A 16,501-nucleotide genomic window follows, 5' to 3' on the forward strand; every position below is an offset into this window, starting at 1 on the left:
CTCGACCCCGCCGACTACTACCTGTTCCCCACCCACCCCTGGCAGTGGTGGAACAAGCCGCCGCGCCGGGTCTGGTCAACTCCACCGCCTACCGTCAGCTGGTCTCCCGCAACGGCGCGGGCATGAAGCAGGGCGACAACGTGCTGATCTGGGGCGCCAGCGGCGGCCTGGGCTCGTACGCCACCCAGCTCGCCCTCGCCGGCGGTGCCCACCCCGTCTGCATGGTGTCCACTCAGCGCAAGGCCGAGGTGTGCCGGGCCATGGGAGCGGAGGCGATCATCGACCGCTCGGCCGAGGACTACCGCTTCTGGACCGACGAGCACACCCAGAACCCGCGGGAGTGGAAGCGGCTCGGCGCCCGCATCCGGGAGTTGACCGGCGGCGAGGACGTGGACATCGTCTTCGAGCACCCCGGCCGGGAGACCTTCGGGGCGTCCGTCTACGTCACCCGCAGGGGAGGCACCATCGTCACCTGCGCCTCCACCTCCGGCTACCACCACGAGTTCGACAACCGCTACCTGTGGATGCACCTCAAGCGCATCGTCGGCACCCACTTCGCCAACTACCGCGAGGCCTGGGAGGCGAACCGCCTCGTCCTCAAGGGCAGGATCCACCCCACCCTCTCCTGCACCTACCCACTGGCCGACACCGCGCTCGCCGTCCACGACGTGCACAGGAACGTCCACCAGGGCAAGGTCGGCGTGCTGTGCCTGGCCCCGACCGAGGGACTGGGCGTGCGTGACGAGGAAATGCGCGCACAGCACCTCGACGCGATCAACCGGTTCCGCTGACCACTCCGTCGGCTCCGCACCGGGCCGTGCGCCGTGCTCCACCCGGCCGGCGCCGGCACCGCCCGCTATCCCGGCCCTTCGGAGATCTGGATGGCCCCGGAAGGGCAGAGGTGACCGGCCTCGCGCGCGGCATGTTCGTCGTCGCCTTCGGGGGCGGACTGGAGCACCGTGACAAGGCCGTCGTCGTCCTGGTCGAACATGTCAGGAGCGTTCAGCGCGCACATCCCCGCACCACCGCAGGCAGTTCGGTCGGCGGAAACCCGCATGACCACTCCTTTCGCCGCGGTCACCAGGTGACCGGGAGTTCGTTGACGCCCTGGATCGTCGTGCCGGGGCGTAGCGTCAGTTGGTCGACCGGGACAGCCAGGCGCAACGTCGGAATGCGATCGAACAACGCGGTGAGGATCACCTCGAGTTCCAGACGGGCCAGGTTCTGGCCGAGGCACTGGTGTACGCCGTAGCCGAAGGCGACGTGGTGGCGGGCCGAGCGGTGCACGTCGAAGGTGTCGGGGTCCTTGAACACCGAACCGTCGCGATTGGCAATGGAGTTGGTGACGATCACGCCCTCGCCCGCGCGGATGAGCTGCCCGTCGATCTCGATGTCGGCCTTCGCCACGCGGCCACCCGCGACGTCGGCGATGGCGAGGTAGCGCAGCAGTTCCTCGACCGCACCGGGAACCAGGCCGGGGTCGCCGCGCAGGGCAGCGTGCTGGTCGGGGTGCTCCAGCAAGGTGATCACACTGAGCGAGGTCATCGAGGCCGTCGTCTCGTGGCCGGCGACGAGCAGCAGCAGCGCGGTCGAGATCAGTTCCTCACGGTCGATCTCGCCGTTGACCAACTGCTCGGCGACCAGGCTGCCGAGCAGGCCCGGACCGGGGTCGGCCTGCAGTTTGGTGATCAATCCGTCCATGTAGCCCGCGAGGTCGTCGCGCGCGGTGACCGCACCCGCCGCGTCCTGCGACTGCACCAACCGCCTGCTCGCGTCCTGGAAGAAGTCGTGGTCGGCGTAGGGCACACCGAGCAGCCTGCAGATCACCATGGAGGGCACCGGTAGGGCGAACTGGCTGACCAGGTCGGCGGGCGGACCGGCGGCGAGCATCTCGTCGAGGAAGCCGTGCACGATCCGCTCGATGTCCGTGCGCATGCCCTTGATGCGCTTCACGGTGAACTCGCCGATCGCCATGCGCCGCTTGGGGCCGTGTTCCGGCGGATCCATGCTGATGAACGCCGGGCGGCGATCCCGGAAGTTCGTGATGCGCGGCGAGGTGGCGGGGAAGTCGACATGGGTGCGGTCGGAGGACAGCCGTGGGTCGGCCAGCAGCTTTCGCGCCGCCTCGTGTGTGGTCACCACCCAGGCCTGACGACCGTCGTAGAGGGTCACCTTTTGCAGTGTGTCCGCTTCGTCCCGCAGCCTGGTGTACTCCTCCGGCAGCCGGTAGGGGCAGGTGCGGTCGTTGGGAAAGGCGGGGGCGTCCTGTGGGCGGGGCGTCGCAGCGGTCTCTGTCATCGTTCCCCTCAGAGTCTCTCGCGCTTAAAGAACGGCAAGTTCTCTAAATCAAAGGATAGGCTGGGCCCATAGGGAACGCAACGGACTCTCGGCCAACCCGAAGGAGTCACACTGTCACTGAACGTCGGCAAGGCGGCCGAATCGGCCGTTGACCACCGCAAAGGGCCCCGCCGCCGCGGCGAGGAACTCGAGAACGCCATCCTGACGGCGACCCTGGAGGAACTCACCGAGGGGGGCTATGCGGCGCTGACCATGGAACGGGTCGCCACCCGGGCCCGCACCAGCAAGGCCGCCCTCTACCGCCGCTGGTCCAGCCGCGCCGAACTGGTCATGGACGCCTGCAAGTTGCGCGGCATCACCGACGTCGATCTGCCCGACACCGGCGCGCTCCGCACGGATGTGATCGCCCTGCTGCGGCAGATCTCCGCGAAGATGGCCAGCCCGCTCGGCGGCATTCTGCGCGGTCTGCTCACCGAGATGACGCGCGATCCGGAATTCGCCCGACTGATCCGGGAACGGGTCCACACCGTCGGTCCCCCAACGCTCCACGTCATCCTGGAGCGGGCCATCGAGCGCGGCGAGGTCGAGCCCTGGATCCCGGACTCCCGGCGGGCCACGGTCGCGACCGACCTGCTGCGTAACCATTTCCTGCTGTTCGGCGCACCTGTGGACGACGCGATCATCACGGACATCGTCGATGACGTGTACCTGCCGCTGGTCCTGAGCCCGGCCCCGAAACGGGCGGGCGAGGCAGATCCGGCCACCGGCGCCGGGTAGGCCGCCGGGCGTCGCGGACCGGAGAGTGGACCCGCGTGGTCCCTCGCCTTCTTCAACGAACCCGCACGCAACCCGGCGCCACGGCTCAGCTTGTGCCACCGCGTCGAAGTCGCGCCGAAAGGTGATGCTGCAGTGGCTGACCGACCGCCGCGAGGTCGTGGACGAAGTCGAGTGTGTCCTCATCGGTCAGGGTGTAGCGGCGGCGGGTGGCGTTGACCTCCTTGGCGGTGGGGGCGAGGGCCACCTTGTGGGTGGTGAGGTCGGCCGTGCCCTCGCCGACCCGGCCGACGGAGATCTCCGCGATGCCGGTGGGCTGGGTGATCAATGCCTCCACGCGCCCGTCGGCCTGCAGCCGCCACCAGCCGCTCTCCCGGGCCGACGGCCGCAGCGGGGTGCCATCGATGTCGAGCAGCCAGGCGCGCGCCTCGTAGTGGAGGAAGGGACGCCCGTCGTGACTGAAGGTGACCTCCTGCGCATACGCGAACTCCTCGGTGAGCGTCGGGTACTCGCCACGCCCCCGGCCGACCCACGTACCCAGGAACCCGATCACCGGCGCGAGCAGGGCATGCGGCGCAGGTGCATCCTCCGGTCGAAAGGCGTCGGGAAACGGGGGCTGCTGGGCGGGTTCGAACATGATGAGTGCTCCTGGGTCGAGGCCGGTGCCAGGTGGCAGCCTAGGCCGTTTCGGTCATGACGCCTGGTTCAACATCGCGGCCGCTCCGTCGTCGCTGCGCTCGTTCCCCGGCTTCAGGTCCCGGTGGATGACCCCGGAGCCATGCGCGGCCGCCAGGGCGACGGCGGTCTGCCGGGCCACGTTCAGAGCCCGCCCCACCGGCAGAGGTCCGCGGTGGTCGGCCATCAGCCGCGCAAGATCGTGGCCGCGCAGCAACTCCATGACGATGAACAAGCACCCGTCCTGCTCCCCCGCGTCGTGCACCACGGTGATTCCGGGATGCTGCGGCCCGGCAAGGGTGGACGCCTCCCGCTGGAAGCGGCGCACAGCGCCCGGACCCACCATGGGCGGCAACACCTTGACGGCCACATCGCGCCGCAGCAGAGAGGAGTCGGGGTCGGCGCCGTGGGTGAGCGCCTCTTCGAGCTGTCGGTCGGCGTGTAGCCACAGGAATCCCAAAGTTACGTCACCCGGTGACATGGCCCCCGGAAGAGGAAGAACCCCCCTGGCCACAGCAGCAGACACTCAGCGGCCCTCAGGAGAACGCGCGGGATGTCGCACATTCACAGGCGCACCCGCGCTGTTCTGCCAGCGGTGAACACCGGCCCGACCGGGCTCGACGATCACTACAGTCCAGGCATGACGACGGTTACCACACGCACGGTCGCATACCCGGCCGACGGCTTAACGATGATCGGGCACCTCGCGCTCCCGGCCGGTGCCGACCGCCGACCCGCGGTCCTGGTCGGGCCCGAGGGGCCGGGGCTGAACGACTTCCAGCGCCGCCGAGCCGATGCCCTGGCTGAACTGGGGTACGTGGCGCTGGCCTTCGACATCAACGGCGGGCGCTGGTTCACCGACCCCGAGGAGATGCTGGCACACACGACCCCCCTGCTCGCCGACCCCGACCGGATGCGGGGCATCGGCCACGCGGCGCTCGACGTGTTGCGCGCCGAGCCGCGGACCGACCCCGACCGGATCGCCGCCGTCGGCTACGGCACCGGGGGCGCAATCGGGCTGGAACTCGGGCGCGACGGCGTCGACCTGCGGGCGATCGGGACAATCAACGCACTGACCACGGGCCGACCGGGTGAGGCGGCGCGCATTCGCTGCCCGGTGTGGGCCGGGGTCGGGTCGGAAGACCCGATCATGCCGCCCGCTCAACGGGACGCGTTCACCGCCGAGATGCAGGCTGCGGGCGTCGACTGGCGCCTGGTCGTCTACGGCGGAGCCCTGCACGCCTTCCACCACCCGCCGGTCGACCACACCGTGCGTCCCGGCGTCGGCTACCACCCACGGCACGCGCAGCGAGCCTGGCACGACATCGTCGACCTGCTCGCCGAGTGCCTGCCCGTAACAGAGTGATCTGGTCGGCAACCGCGATTCAACTACTGAGTGCTACATGACGGGTAGCGGCAGCTACTTGCTCGGTGGCGCCACTGTTTCTTCCCTCGATTCCTTACAGGACAACCCTATTGGGCCCTTTCCGGGACCTTCGGGCCTGCGTGCAGAAGGGGGTGATCGCGTAAGCGGTCGATCGCGGGGCGGAATTCAGTGCGGCTGACGCTCGCGTACCCGCGACCCGCTCGGCTGGTCCCGGCGTACCCATTCCGTGAGTGATGCCCCTGCTGGGTCCACTGGGGCGCGGTAGATGAGGGAGTCCGAGGGTTCCGGTATCGATGAGAGGTTCCCGGTTCTCTCTGCGGCTCCGACCGTCACGAATCCGTTCGTGTTCACGCAGTGCGCGTTTCTGCAGCCCGTAAGATGTTGCCCGGATGGCGTGAGTCCTACGAGATTATTCTCGTCTCTGCCGGGGGGATCTGGGGGCTCGGTTCTCCACGGCTGGAGCCTCAGCGGCACTTGCGCCCAGGGGCCGGTCCGCCTCCGGCCGGGAGCGAAGTCTTGAACGCGCATGACAATCGATACGGGGAATGCACAGTGACGACCAAGGCGATACAGCCGCAGAACACTCCTGGGGCCGATAATGACACCTCTGCCCCATACCGCTACTTTCCGGCAGCGGAGTTAAACCAGAGCCTGGCGGCACACTCAGAGGAACAGCTCAAACTGTTTCTGGAGTCTTGGGAAGATCTGCCCGTCGACTCCTACATGAAGGACGGGGCGGACTACCGTCGTCGACGGTATGGATCCTTCCAATGGGCGGCCGGAGAACTCGTGGCGGACCCGACGGGTGTTTTCCATCAGACGAAGGAGGTCAACTCCCTGCACGGCGGGGTGGACCGGGCCTTCCCCCCATTGTTGGACAGCGCGCTGGAATCCGGGGTGCTGCAGACCCTCATTCACTTCTTCATGGCGCGCCTTCCTGGCGAGTTCGACCCCACCACCAGCGGTGTCGGAGTGCACCAGATCCGCATCACAGCGACGCACGACGCCGACGGCCTCCCGGCCCCTGAGGGAGTCCACGAAGACGGCCACCACTTCGTGGCCCAGGTCCTGATGCGCCGCACCGACGTCGACGGCGGCGAGTCGCAGATCTTCGACCGGACCCGCAAGCCGATCTACCGCAACACGCTGCTCGAGGCGTTCGAATCCATCGTGATCGACGACCACCGGGTCTTCCACGGCGTCTCCGCGATCCGCCCGGTAGACGGGGTGCGCCAGGGCATCCGCGACATGCTGCTGATCGACTACTTCCCCCTCCAGGGCCGCGGCGACGGCGTCTGACGAGCCGCACTTCGCCACTTCGGCCCCAGCAGTCGTACGGCCGGGGCCGAAGTGGCCAAGACCGGCTGTGGCGGCCGCCTTTGCCGCGGAGGCCCACAGATGAGCTCGACCGGCTCGTACGCCGGCCCCGAGACCTCTCGGCCGCCCAGAACGGCGTCACCCAGGGCCGTATCGCCTACGGCTGGGTGCGCAGGGGCCAGCGCCAGGGCAACTCGTTCCGGACGAGGCCGACATCGTCCTCCGGATCTACAGGACTTCATGGCAGGGGAATCGGCGTACAGCATCGCCAAGGCGTTCCACACCGAAGGGATGTCGGCCGCGGCGACGTCTGCCTCGGTGTGGAGCCGGTCATGCGGACGTCACGAGCTGTCAGGCCGTACCGCGTCGAGGATCTCCTGGATCTTCGCGCGCCGTTCCTTGTCCTTGAGGGTCCCGGAGTCGATGGTGCGCTCCTGCGTATCGGAGTCGGTTCCGGCGAATGCCCCGAGCGCTCCGGTGCCGACGAGTCCGACGGCGTGCGTCTCGCACTCCGCGCGGACGGCGTCGAGTTGCTCGCGGAGTGTCCGGCGGCGCGCGCCGGCGGTGGAGCGGATCTTGTCGCGGATCTCCCAAGCCCGCCCGTACAGTGCGTGAACGAGGTGGTAGCGGGCTTCCACATTTCCCGGATCCGCCGTGTACAGCTGCCGCAGAACCTCCGCGAGCGGACCGACTCCGGTCGCCGGCGGACGGTCCCGGTACAGGGCCATGGTCGCCGCGACGACCAGCACCCGGCGGTTCCGGACGGTCTCGGGGTCCGTCCACCGGGAGAGGTCCTCGGCGATGCGCCGCGCCGGGGGGACACGCTTCCCGGAGCTGATCCAGTGGTTGTACGCCTCGATGAGCAGATAGCTCAGCCGCTCGTCGTCGGAACCCCCGTCCAGCAGCGCACGTACCTGTGTGACGGCCTCGGCGTACTCCTTGCGCGCGATGGCGTGACGGACGAACGACACGGCGAGCTTCTCCCGCCCCCGCTCGCCAAATGCCTCGCGGCGGGCCTTGGACAGCACCTCCAGGACCTCGTCGTGCCGGTCGAGGCTGCCCAGCAGCCTGGCCAGGGCGCGGGCGGGGCCGGTGGCTCCGGGCAGCCGCTCCACCCAGCGCTGCAGTCCGGTCACGGCGGCCGTGATGATGTCGCGCTCCCGGTCGTCGGCGGGGACGGCGGACGCCTCGAGTATGCCGAACGCCGACCGCGCGGACGGATAGTAGAGCTCCACGGGGTCGTCGAGGCGGTCCGTGTACCGCTCGGGAATGGCGTCGCCGTTGCGCCCCCAGGAGCGGGCCGCCCGGCGGAACCGGTCGGGGAAGTTCTGGGTGACGGCGCCGGACCTCGTCTCCTCGGCCGCGTCGAAGACCCGGCGCAACGCGAAGGCACCGGCCAGTTCGGAGAGTTGGTTGTGCCGTGCGACGAACTCCGCGGGGTCACCCTGGACCCCCAGGAGCTGTGCACCGCGCAGCACCGTCTCGTCCGCCGGATCCAGGGGCAGCCCGTCGATGAGGCGCAGGTTCCCGATCACGTCGCCGGAGTACTCGGTGAGCGGCCACTCGGCCTGCGGGCCCGTAATGGCCTTCGAGATCCGCAGCTTCCACAGGATCCGCCCGCGCACCCACTCCAGGTGCGCCTGCTCCTCGGCCTCGTCACCCGGCCTGCGCGTACGCCCGTTCGTCTCCGAGGCCTCGCGGTACGCCTCGTCGACCAACCGGCGGCACAGCTTCTCGAACGGGCCCCGCACCCTGGGCGGGAGTGCCTGTGCGGCCGTTTCGACGGCGGCCGTACGACGGTCCCGGGCGGCGGCCAGCTCCGTCTCCCCTACCGAGCGACCGACGCCGAGCAGCAGGGTCGGCCCGCGGTGGCAGAGGGTGTGGTTGAGCTCCTCCAGCCGGAGGTGGGTGAGGGCGACGCCGACCTTGCCCCTGCTGGCCAGGACGGGCAGCACCTGCCGAAGGTCCCCGTCCAGTTCGCTGTCGGGCGTCGAACGCGCGCAGAGCGGGGCCGTACCGAAGGACCCGGCCAGCACACGGTGCACCTCGGCGCGTTCGGCGGCACCGCGGCGGATGTCCCCGTGGAGCAGGTCCCGCTGATACAGCGCTTCGAGATAGCGGCGCCACGCCTGCGCGGCCGGGCCCAGGTCACCCGAAGAGGTGTGCGCCACCGCGAGGTTGCGCAGCACGGCGGGGTGCAGGAGGTCGTCGGTGAGCATGGCGTTCCAGCGCCGCCGGGCGGCCGTCGTCCGCCTCAGCCGCAGATCGGATTCCGCCTGGTGCCCGCCGACATAGGAGCGCAGCAGGGTGACCGCGTCCCGGTGCCTCAGCCCGGCCGGATAGGCGTCCAGCGTCCGCCAGGCCTCGGCGAAGTTGGCGTCAAGACGGCGCTCGGCGGCATCGAGGGCATGGGTGACACGCTCGCGCGGACCGGCCTGGGCGGGCGGACCGGCCTGGGCGGGCGGACCGGCCGGAGCGGGCGGTGGGGGCTCAGGAGCGGGGGCCTGGTCGGCCGGGGCTGCCGACGGCTGCTGCTCCTCCAGGACGGACACCCGCTCCCCCAGGGCCAGCGCCCGTTCGGAGGGCACGGGCGGAGTCCGCCCGAACTCCTCCTGTTTCGACGTCAGTTTGGCATCGGCCTTCTTCAGGGGGTTCCGCAGGCTTCTCGGGGTCTCCTGGAGCTGCGCCCTGCACGCCTCCACTCGTGTCTGGAAGTCCTCGAACGCCATGACCAGGCCGGCCGGATCGGTGCTCGTGAACTGTTCCAGGGCGTTCAGCCAGGCCAGCCGGAAGCTCTCCAGACGGTCCGTCACCCCCGCCAGGATCTCCCTGTCCCCCGAGACCCGGCCGAAGTCGGCCGCGGTTGCCACCTTTCCCTTGGCCAGAGCCTGGGCCTGTGTCTTCGCGTCCTTGATCAGGCCCTTCAGCAGAGCAGCCGCTTCCTCGCACTCCGCCAGCCGCTCATCGGGCATCGTCGCCTCCGCCTCGGCGGATTCGAACGGCCGTGGAACGTCCGCCATCGGCTCCGGCGGGCCCGCGCCGAGCTCCTCCTCCGCCGACCGCAGGGATGTCACGTACCGCTTGGGGTCCCCGTCGGTGAACTCCCTGGCCGCCGCGTGGGCACCCAGGTCCGGGAAGCGGAGCGGGCGCCACAAGAGCCGCTGTCGGTGGATCAGCGCGGTGAGCACGTCGGGCAGGGAGCCGTCGGCCAGACAGGCCGCGAGCTTTTCCGGGAGTTCGGCGCGGTCGGTCTCGAAGAGGTCGCACACCTGGTGGAGCAGGCGGATCGCCGGTCCGTCGTCCGGCGGAAGGCTCTTCGCCAGCCGCTTTACTGTCGCGGTCGGATAGCCGTACACCATCCACTGCACGGCGAGGATGGTGAACGCGGCCGTCCCGCCGCGGCGGCGGCCCGCCAACTCGGCGATGCTCTCCAATTTCCCGGCGAGTTCGTCCCTGGTCCGCTCGATGGATCTGTCGCGCAGCCGGTTGTCGACCTCCATGTCGTGGATTCCCGACCAGCGGCACTCCCCCGGCCGCAGCAGCGGCAGCGTGGGCACCGCGGTCTCCGTGGCCTCCGCGGTCTCCGTGGCCTCCGCGGTCTCCGCAACGAAGTCGTCGCGGCCCTCGCGGATCGTGCCGGCTATCGCCTCCGCGCGGGCGCCATGCTCCCCGGAGCCCGTCCGGGTGCCCGACCGGTCCTCGTCGAGCTGTCGGTGCGCGAGGCTCAGATGGGCCCAGATCCGGTGGTGGGTGGGCGACAGGGCGGCAGCGGCCGTCAGCCAGCGAGCGGCCGCCTCCGATCGGCCGTGGCGCAGGTAGAGCAGTCCGACGTGGTACGGATGTTTGGGGTTGGCGCTGTCGAGGCGGTGGGCCCGCACCAGGAAGCGCAGCGCGGTCGCCGGGTCGCTTCCGGGATGCACGCCGATCCTGAAACAGGCCTCGACCACCGCATCCAACTGCCCCTGGGTGAGCGGCAGTCCCTGTTCGAGGTCCGACCACAACTGCCCGACCCTGCGCCACAGCACATCGGGCCGGTTCTCCAGCCCCTTGCGGGATGTCATGTCTGCTCGCCTTCCCCGGGGCCCGCGCCGGTGTCCGGCGTCGTCCCGCCGCCGAGTTCCGCGGGCGGCAGGATCAGCAGCCGCTCCCCGTCCGACACCGCCGCCCGGTGCCCGTCGGCGGAGACGGTCATCGGGTGCCTCGAGACATAGGTGGTGCGGCCGTCGCGCACCAGCGTGTGGGAGCCGTCGGGGCACTCCAGGACCAGCAGCCGCCCGCCCAGTCCGGAGGCCACCGGCCGAGCGCCCGGCACGGTGCGGAAGCCGGTGCGCACGGCCAACTCGGCGTCGAAACAGACCCCTTGGCCCTCGGCGTCGACGATCGCGGTCAGCCCGCCGCCCGGCAGTGTCCCGGTGACCGCCCCGACGGGCTGGGTGACCTGAAGGAGCCGTCCGCCGGTCAGGTCCAGCCGGTGAATCCGCTGCTCACCGACCACCAGAGCGAAGTCCCGCACCCGCGCCATGGCGAGCAGCAGCGGTTCCAGAACGTGCTGCGCGGCGGCCCGGTCGCCCGTGTAGACGGTGAGGCCGCCGTCGAGCCCGCCCACCAGCAGCCCCTCGTCGCCGTCCGCCAGCACCTGGACACCGGCACGGTGGTCGAGCACATGCTCCGGCTCCTCGGCGTCCAGGGACAGGCGCCATACGGACCCTGCCCACGTGCCGGCCCACAGGACGTCGTCCGCACCGAAGGCCAGCGCTCCCGGCACGTTGAACCGCGCGCCCTGCGGAGCCGGGAGGTCCACGACCCGGATCCTCCCGTCCGGGTCCGCCAGGACCACCCGCCCCGACCAGTCGGCGACGGCCAGACACCGCTGCCCGCGCGCCCACAACCGGGGCCGCTCCCTGAACTCCGCGATACCGGCGGCCTCGTACGCTGCCGTATGGATGGTCAGGGTCCGTCCGTCGAGTACGGCCAGCGCCCGGCCGTCGGGGAAGAACACCGGCTGCCCGCGCGCGGAAAGAACGGGTCGGTCGGCCTGCTCCCAGGACGGCTGCTCGTCGGGTGCCCGCACCTCAAAGGGCGCGGTGGCGGCCGGTGCGCAGCCGGGGGCGGTGGCGACGAGCCGCACCTCGGGCGTGGCCGCCCGGAACGCGAGATCGGCGAAGACGGCCGTGTTCCGGACGACCGGCGCGGTGAGGGTGCCGGTCAGCCCGGCGTCGGCGGGATCCGTGGTGACGGTGACCGTCCCGCCGGCCGGCCACGGGGGGACACTCTCCGGTGACGAGCCGGTGACGATCACGGACGGCAGCGTGTGGCCCGCGACCGCGTCGGCGACGGAGGTGTCGAACCCCAGGGTGGTGCGCCGCTCGGCCGGGCGCAGCCCCAGGACCTCGCACACCTCGTCGATCCAGCGCGGCCGCGCCGTCGAGATCCAGTTGATCCGGTGCACGATGTAGGGAACCTTCGCGGCGGCCCCGGGGTCGATGAGCAGCGGGACGAGCCGTCCGCCTTCCGGCGGGTTCAACCTGTACGCCTCGTGCAGCTCCCACTGACAGACGTCCTTGTCGAAGTACGTCTGCGAATAGAGCGCCACCACATGGCGGCTGCGGGGAAGAGCCTCCTCGAGGAAGCTCTGCCAGTCCGCACCAAGGGGCGTGCCGCTCGTGCGGGACACGTCGAGGTAGATCCTCGGCGTGGCGCCGCGGGCGGTCACGCATTCGCTGAGCGCGTCGTGCAGGTCCTTGGCCTGGACGTAGTCCTCGCGGGCATAGCTGATGAACACGTCCCACTGCTCAGCCGTGGGCGGCATCGTCGTTCTCTCCGTCGTCATCGCAGCGTCCTGGAGATCGTTCCGATCAGCTGGTCGAGCAGCGACTGGCTGCGGGAATCCAGCAGGTCTTTGGCGCGGCGCAGCCGTCGCGCCTCCTGGAGGATGCCGTCCAGCTGGGAGCGCACCGTGTACGGGCCGCTGTACCGCCCCTGCTCGGCCAGATCGTTGAAACGCCGTACGAGATCGGAGACCTGGATGGACACCTTCACCTTCTCCAGCTCCGCGCGGCGGGTGAGGATCAGCGACGCCAGTTCGGCGAGCTGATCGGTCGCGCCCTTCTTCGCCTTCTGCTGCGCGTTCTTGACCTCGGTGGCCAGACCGTCCAGCGAACGGCCGAGCCGGTCCGCCTCCGGCGCGCTGGACACACCGCCCTGGACCGTGGACATGATGCGGTCGTACTTCTCGTAGAGGCCGCCCACGACGATGGCGTCGGAGATCTCCGCGAGCCGCTCCGCGACGGCCTGCCCGAGCTCCCGGACGACCTTTGCACCCGTTTCCGTCCGGGCTGCCGCGCGCAGTGCGGGAAACCCGCGCTCCAGTGTGGCCAGTCGTTGCCGCAGGGCCGTCAGCCGCTCGACGGACACGCCGCCTCGGACGGATTCCATGGCGGCGAGGTACTCGTCCACCGCAGGGTTGATGACCATGGCCTCCTGCCAGCTCCTGATCGCCTCCAGCAGTTCACCGGCCTGGGTGAGGGTCGGATCCTGACGGGCGGTCTCGGCGCAGGACGCCGCCCGGTCCGGATTGCGGTGCAGGCGGTAGAGGCAGGCCGCGTAGAGGAAGTTGAGCCACGGGAAGCGGGGCACCAGGGACAGGACATGGGCCAGCAGCCGCTCCGCCTGGTCGGCGCGGCCCGTCTGCATCAGTTGGGCGGCACGTCGGCCGTCCTCCTCGGCGATCAGTGAGTAGAGGTCGCCGGCGCGGTCGGCAGGCACGCGCGGTGGCGGTGGTGGGGTCCGCCGGTCCGGCCGGTCGAGCAGGAGGGCGAGATAGGCGTCGAAGTCGTCGAGGACGACGCTCCTGCGCCACCGCGGATCCATGCGGGACAGCTCGCGGCGGGCGCGCTCCAGGTCACCGGTCTTGTAGGCGGATACGGCCGGTGCGGCATGGGGAGCCAGCAACGCGAGCCGCAGCCTGCGCGCCAGGGCCGCCACCTGCTCCCCGTCGACATCCGCCTCCGCGGCGCCCCGCTCGGCGGTGCCGAGGGCCTCCTCCAGGTTGCCGCCCCGGACCTGGCCGAGGGCGAGGAGAGAGGACAGGGTGCCCTCCTCCGGGGCCAGCTCCACGAACGCCGCCACGCGGGCCAACGCGCCCTGGGGGTCGGACCGCACCTTCTCGGTGTACGCGGTGACCTCGAGAGGGGTGAGCCGGCGGCGCAGTTCACGGCGGAGGTCGCGGATCCGCGCGCGCAGATCGTCCGCCACCTGCTCGTCGCGCAGGGGCCGCAGGATCCTCAATGCCTCCAACTGGTCCGGTCCGTCCAGGTGGTACAGGCAGTACGCGCGCAGATAGCGCCCCTCCTGGTGCTGAGGGTTCGCCTCCAGGTACTCGCCCAGGAGCTCCAGCGCGAGGCCGTACTCGCCGGCGGCGGCGTTCGCCCGAGCGTCCTCCAGCAGGTCCTCGTCGTCGCTGCCCAGGTCCAGCGACATCTCGGCGAGCGCGGCGACGGGGGGCGCGAGGACCAGTGCGGTCTCCGACGCCGCCGCGGCGGCGGCCTGACGGGCCAGCTCCTCCAGCCGCCGGTCATGTGCGGCGAAATCCCCGTGTTCCCCGACCTCCTTGAACTCGAAGGCAGGGGTCTGGAGCGACTGTACGGGACGGATCTCCTGGAATGTGTGGTCACGGCTGGTGCCGCTCATGGGCGCCTTCTCCTCACTCGGGTGACTCACCCGGTTCGGGCACCGTGCCGAGCGCGTGCTCGGCCAGTTCCCGGCACAGCAGGTACTCGGCCTCCTGGTCGACCTTCACCATGAGGAGCAACACCCGGGCGAGCGAGGCCTGCTCGAAGAGCTGGTCCTCGTCCGCCGCGGGCCGGTGCTCCACGGGCGCGAGCCGGTCCAGCAGCCCGTCGTGGTCGGCTGTACGGCGCCGTCCGGGCAGAAGTCCGGCCAGGAGACCGGGTGTTGACCGGGCCTTACGGCTAGGCACGATCCTGGTCATCGTCCTCCTCGGGCAGCAGGATCTCTCCCGTGCTGGTGATGAGCTTCTGCTCGGCGCCGTACAGGACCTCGGCGCCCTCGGCGTACACCCCGGAGGCGTGGTCGAGTTCGGCCAGCAGTTCGCGCAGGGCGAGCTTGGCGGGGGCGTCGTCGGGGAGGTCCCGTACCCGCGGGTAGACGATCAGCTCGATCCGCCGGCGGAGCGCCTTTGAACGGCGCCGGTGGTCGTCCTGCGCGGCCCGCTGGTGCGGAACGGCCCCGTCCTCGAGGTCGCCCGGGTCTTTGAACCGCGTGAACTTGGCCTTGAGACGCCGGTACTGGGCCCGGTCCTCCTCGGAGCGTTCGGGATCGTCGAGAAACTCCGCAACGAGGGCGAGGTAGCGGGAGATGGCGTCCCCCTCCCCGCCGAGCGCACGCTCGCGCTCCATGAGGTCCAGCACCTCGGGCAGCATGATGCCCTTGGCCAGTTCGGTGCCGCTGTCCAGCACGGCGAGAGCCCGTTCGCGCTCGGGCTGGTTCAGGGCGAAGTAGTAGCGGACCAGTCCGTCGACGAGGGCGGAGTCGCCGAGCTCGGGGTCGGCCTCGCGCAGCGCGTCCACCCGCCGCTGAAGCCCCTCGAAGTCGGCCGCCGACGGCGCCCCGGACAGGGCGGGCCTGAGCAGCCACTCCCGCAGGAGCGCGATCAGCCGCAGAAGTGCGATGCCGGTACGGAGCAGGTCTGCCGTGTGGCGGCTCTCCTTCGAAGCGCCGCCTTCGTCAGGCGGACTGTGCTCCCCCAGCTCCCCCAGCTCCCCCAGCTCCCCCAGCTCCGCCTGCTCTTCCTGCTCGACCTGTTCCGCCAGCCGCCCCAGCCACTCGCCGAGTTGCCCGGGGTCGCCGTCCGCCCAGTCACAGACAAGGAGTCCCAACTCGGCCTGAATAGTAGGAAGTTCCCGCTCGGCACGCCGTTTCCGCGCGTCGGCGAAAGCGTCCCGGGCCTCGTCGGTCCGCCCGTCGAACACCGCCTGTACGCCCTTGACCAGCTGAAGGTCGTTCACCTCGGGCGGTATGTGCTCGGTGAGTTCGCCCAGCTCCCGGACCCGGTCGAAGTGGTGCAGTGCCCCCTCGGTCTCCCGCCGCCGCCAGTGCCCGACGGCCAGTTGGAGGTGAGCGGCGGCGGCGATACGGCGGCTCTGCGGACGGGCGTCCAGCAGTGGTCGCTGCTCCGCGTACAGGTCGGTGACGCGGTCGTGGTTCTCCAGCCGCGCCTGCACCCACAGCTCCAGGTATGCGGTGTGCTCCGTATGCCCCTCGGCGGCGACCAGTTCGTCGAGCACCGTCGCGGCGGCACCGTACCGTGCCGGTTCGTAGGTCCCCAGCATCGCCCGCACATAGGCCTGCCCGAAGCGGATCCGGGACAGCGCCCGCCCCCGGGGCCCGGCGTTGACGGCCTGCCCGAGCAGCCGGTCGGCCTGCTCCAGCGCGTCGCGGTCGTCACTGTCGAGCAGCGCCAGGGACTGCTCGTACGGCAGCCGCCAGCGGCTCGGCAGGACGACGAGGAAGTACGCCGCGCTGGCCACGGTGGACAGGAACAGCACCGGCAGGACGATCAGCAGCAGAATCGTGGTCATGTGCCCGTCTCCCCGCCCCGTGCCCCGAGCAGCTTGAGATCGAAGTCCGCAAGCCGCATGCCGTGTTCATGGATCTCGGCCCCGGCCATCTGTCCGCTCTCCCTGACGCGCCGCAGTCCCGCCCTGACCTGGTCGGAGATCTGGGCGGCCGCGTCGAGGTGGCCGAGCCCCAGGAACGTCTCGCCGTAGTCGAGCATGAGGTCGAACCGCCACCACATCAGCGTGTCCCCGTCGTGCAGCCATTGGTGCACGAAGGCGTTGGCCTCGGCCAGTTCGCCCTGGCCGATGAGGCAGCACGCCATCTCGTGGGCGTGTTCCCGACGCAGATCGGGCGACAGGCGGTCGAAGGCTGCGCGGGCGGTCGCCTGGAGCCGGCGGGCGAAGGAGTCGTCGGTGGTCCCGGAGAGCCGGACCTGGGCCGCGGAGCACAGGTCACCGATGATCGACAGCT

At 70.5% G+C, this 16,501-nt stretch carries 14 protein-coding genes; 4 read left to right on the forward strand and 10 right to left on the reverse strand.

The window, feature by feature from the left end; all coding sequences use genetic code 11:
- Nucleotides 1-791, forward strand: a 791-nt coding sequence (locus tag AB0D04_RS38780) for a zinc-binding dehydrogenase (RefSeq protein ID WP_362712109.1), incomplete at its 5' end; no start/stop codon positions are given.
- A 65-nt stretch (nucleotides 792-856) separates the two neighbouring features.
- Here AB0D04_RS38780 and AB0D04_RS38785 read toward each other — a convergent pair.
- A complete protein-coding gene (locus tag AB0D04_RS38785) occupies nucleotides 857-1,057 on the reverse strand; it encodes a ferredoxin (RefSeq protein WP_362712110.1) in 201 nt (66 codons plus the stop codon).
- A gap of 20 nt (nucleotides 1,058-1,077) precedes the next feature.
- Nucleotides 1,078-2,298 (reverse strand): cytochrome P450, encoded by a 1,221-nt coding sequence (locus tag AB0D04_RS38790; RefSeq protein WP_362712111.1) that lies wholly within the window; start codon nucleotides 2,296-2,298, stop codon nucleotides 1,078-1,080.
- Nucleotides 2,299-2,415: 117 nt separating this feature from the next.
- On the opposite strand from AB0D04_RS38790, the gene AB0D04_RS38795 reads away from it, so the two are divergent.
- Nucleotides 2,416-3,075 (forward strand): TetR/AcrR family transcriptional regulator, encoded by a 660-nt coding sequence (locus AB0D04_RS38795; protein WP_362712122.1) that lies wholly within the window; start codon nucleotides 2,416-2,418, stop codon nucleotides 3,073-3,075.
- Between the two features lie 85 nt (nucleotides 3,076-3,160).
- On the opposite strand, the gene AB0D04_RS38800 is transcribed toward AB0D04_RS38795, so the two are convergent.
- Together AB0D04_RS38800 and AB0D04_RS38805 are read right to left on the reverse strand one after the other, a co-directional pair.
- A complete protein-coding gene (locus tag AB0D04_RS38800) occupies nucleotides 3,161-3,709 on the reverse strand; it encodes an FABP family protein (protein WP_362712112.1) in 549 nt (182 codons plus the stop codon).
- 54 nt (nucleotides 3,710-3,763) lie between these two features.
- Nucleotides 3,764-4,207: a protein kinase gene (locus tag AB0D04_RS38805; RefSeq protein WP_362712113.1), complete on the reverse strand. Its 444-nt coding sequence runs from the start codon at nucleotides 4,205-4,207 to the stop codon at nucleotides 3,764-3,766.
- A 180-nt stretch (nucleotides 4,208-4,387) separates the two neighbouring features.
- Between AB0D04_RS38805 and AB0D04_RS38810 the strand changes: the two genes are divergently transcribed.
- Together AB0D04_RS38810 and AB0D04_RS38815 are read left to right on the forward strand one after the other, a co-directional pair.
- Nucleotides 4,388-5,113 (forward strand): dienelactone hydrolase family protein, encoded by a 726-nt coding sequence (locus AB0D04_RS38810; protein WP_362712114.1) that lies wholly within the window; start codon nucleotides 4,388-4,390, stop codon nucleotides 5,111-5,113.
- A gap of 573 nt (nucleotides 5,114-5,686) precedes the next feature.
- Nucleotides 5,687-6,433, forward strand: coding sequence for a 2OG-Fe dioxygenase family protein (locus AB0D04_RS38815; protein WP_362712115.1), 747 nt, complete (start codon nucleotides 5,687-5,689; stop codon nucleotides 6,431-6,433).
- 359 nt (nucleotides 6,434-6,792) lie between these two features.
- On the opposite strand, the gene AB0D04_RS38820 is transcribed toward AB0D04_RS38815, so the two are convergent.
- The 6 genes from AB0D04_RS38820 to AB0D04_RS38845 form a co-directional block, all read right to left on the reverse strand.
- Nucleotides 6,793-10,512, reverse strand: coding sequence for a hypothetical protein (locus AB0D04_RS38820; protein WP_362712116.1), 3,720 nt, complete (start codon nucleotides 10,510-10,512; stop codon nucleotides 6,793-6,795).
- On the reverse strand, nucleotides 10,509-12,281 hold the full coding sequence (locus AB0D04_RS38825; RefSeq protein WP_362712117.1) for a toll/interleukin-1 receptor domain-containing protein: 1,773 nt from the start codon (nucleotides 12,279-12,281) through the stop codon (nucleotides 10,509-10,511). Before AB0D04_RS38825 ends, AB0D04_RS38820 begins: the two co-directional genes overlap by 4 nt.
- Nucleotides 12,278-14,140 carry a hypothetical protein gene (locus AB0D04_RS38830; RefSeq protein WP_362712118.1) on the reverse strand — a complete coding sequence of 621 codons (1,863 nt, stop codon included), beginning with the start codon at nucleotides 14,138-14,140 and terminating at the stop codon, nucleotides 12,278-12,280. Before AB0D04_RS38830 ends, AB0D04_RS38825 begins: the two co-directional genes overlap by 4 nt.
- A gap of 13 nt (nucleotides 14,141-14,153) precedes the next feature.
- Nucleotides 14,154-14,441 carry a hypothetical protein gene (locus AB0D04_RS38835; protein ID WP_362712119.1) on the reverse strand — a complete coding sequence of 96 codons (288 nt, stop codon included), beginning with the start codon at nucleotides 14,439-14,441 and terminating at the stop codon, nucleotides 14,154-14,156.
- Entirely contained in the window at nucleotides 14,422-16,050 is a 1,629-nt protein-coding gene (locus tag AB0D04_RS38840; protein WP_362712120.1) for a hypothetical protein, read from the reverse strand. The genes AB0D04_RS38835 and AB0D04_RS38840 overlap by 20 nt, the downstream gene beginning before the upstream one ends.
- On the reverse strand, nucleotides 16,047-16,501 hold a 455-nt coding region (locus tag AB0D04_RS38845), incomplete at its 5' end, for a hypothetical protein (protein ID WP_362712121.1). The genes AB0D04_RS38845 and AB0D04_RS38840, both read right to left, overlap by 4 nt.

The organism is Streptomyces sp. NPDC048483 (assembly GCF_040651455.1).
Taxonomy (GTDB): Bacteria; Actinomycetota; Actinomycetes; order Streptomycetales; family Streptomycetaceae; genus Streptomyces.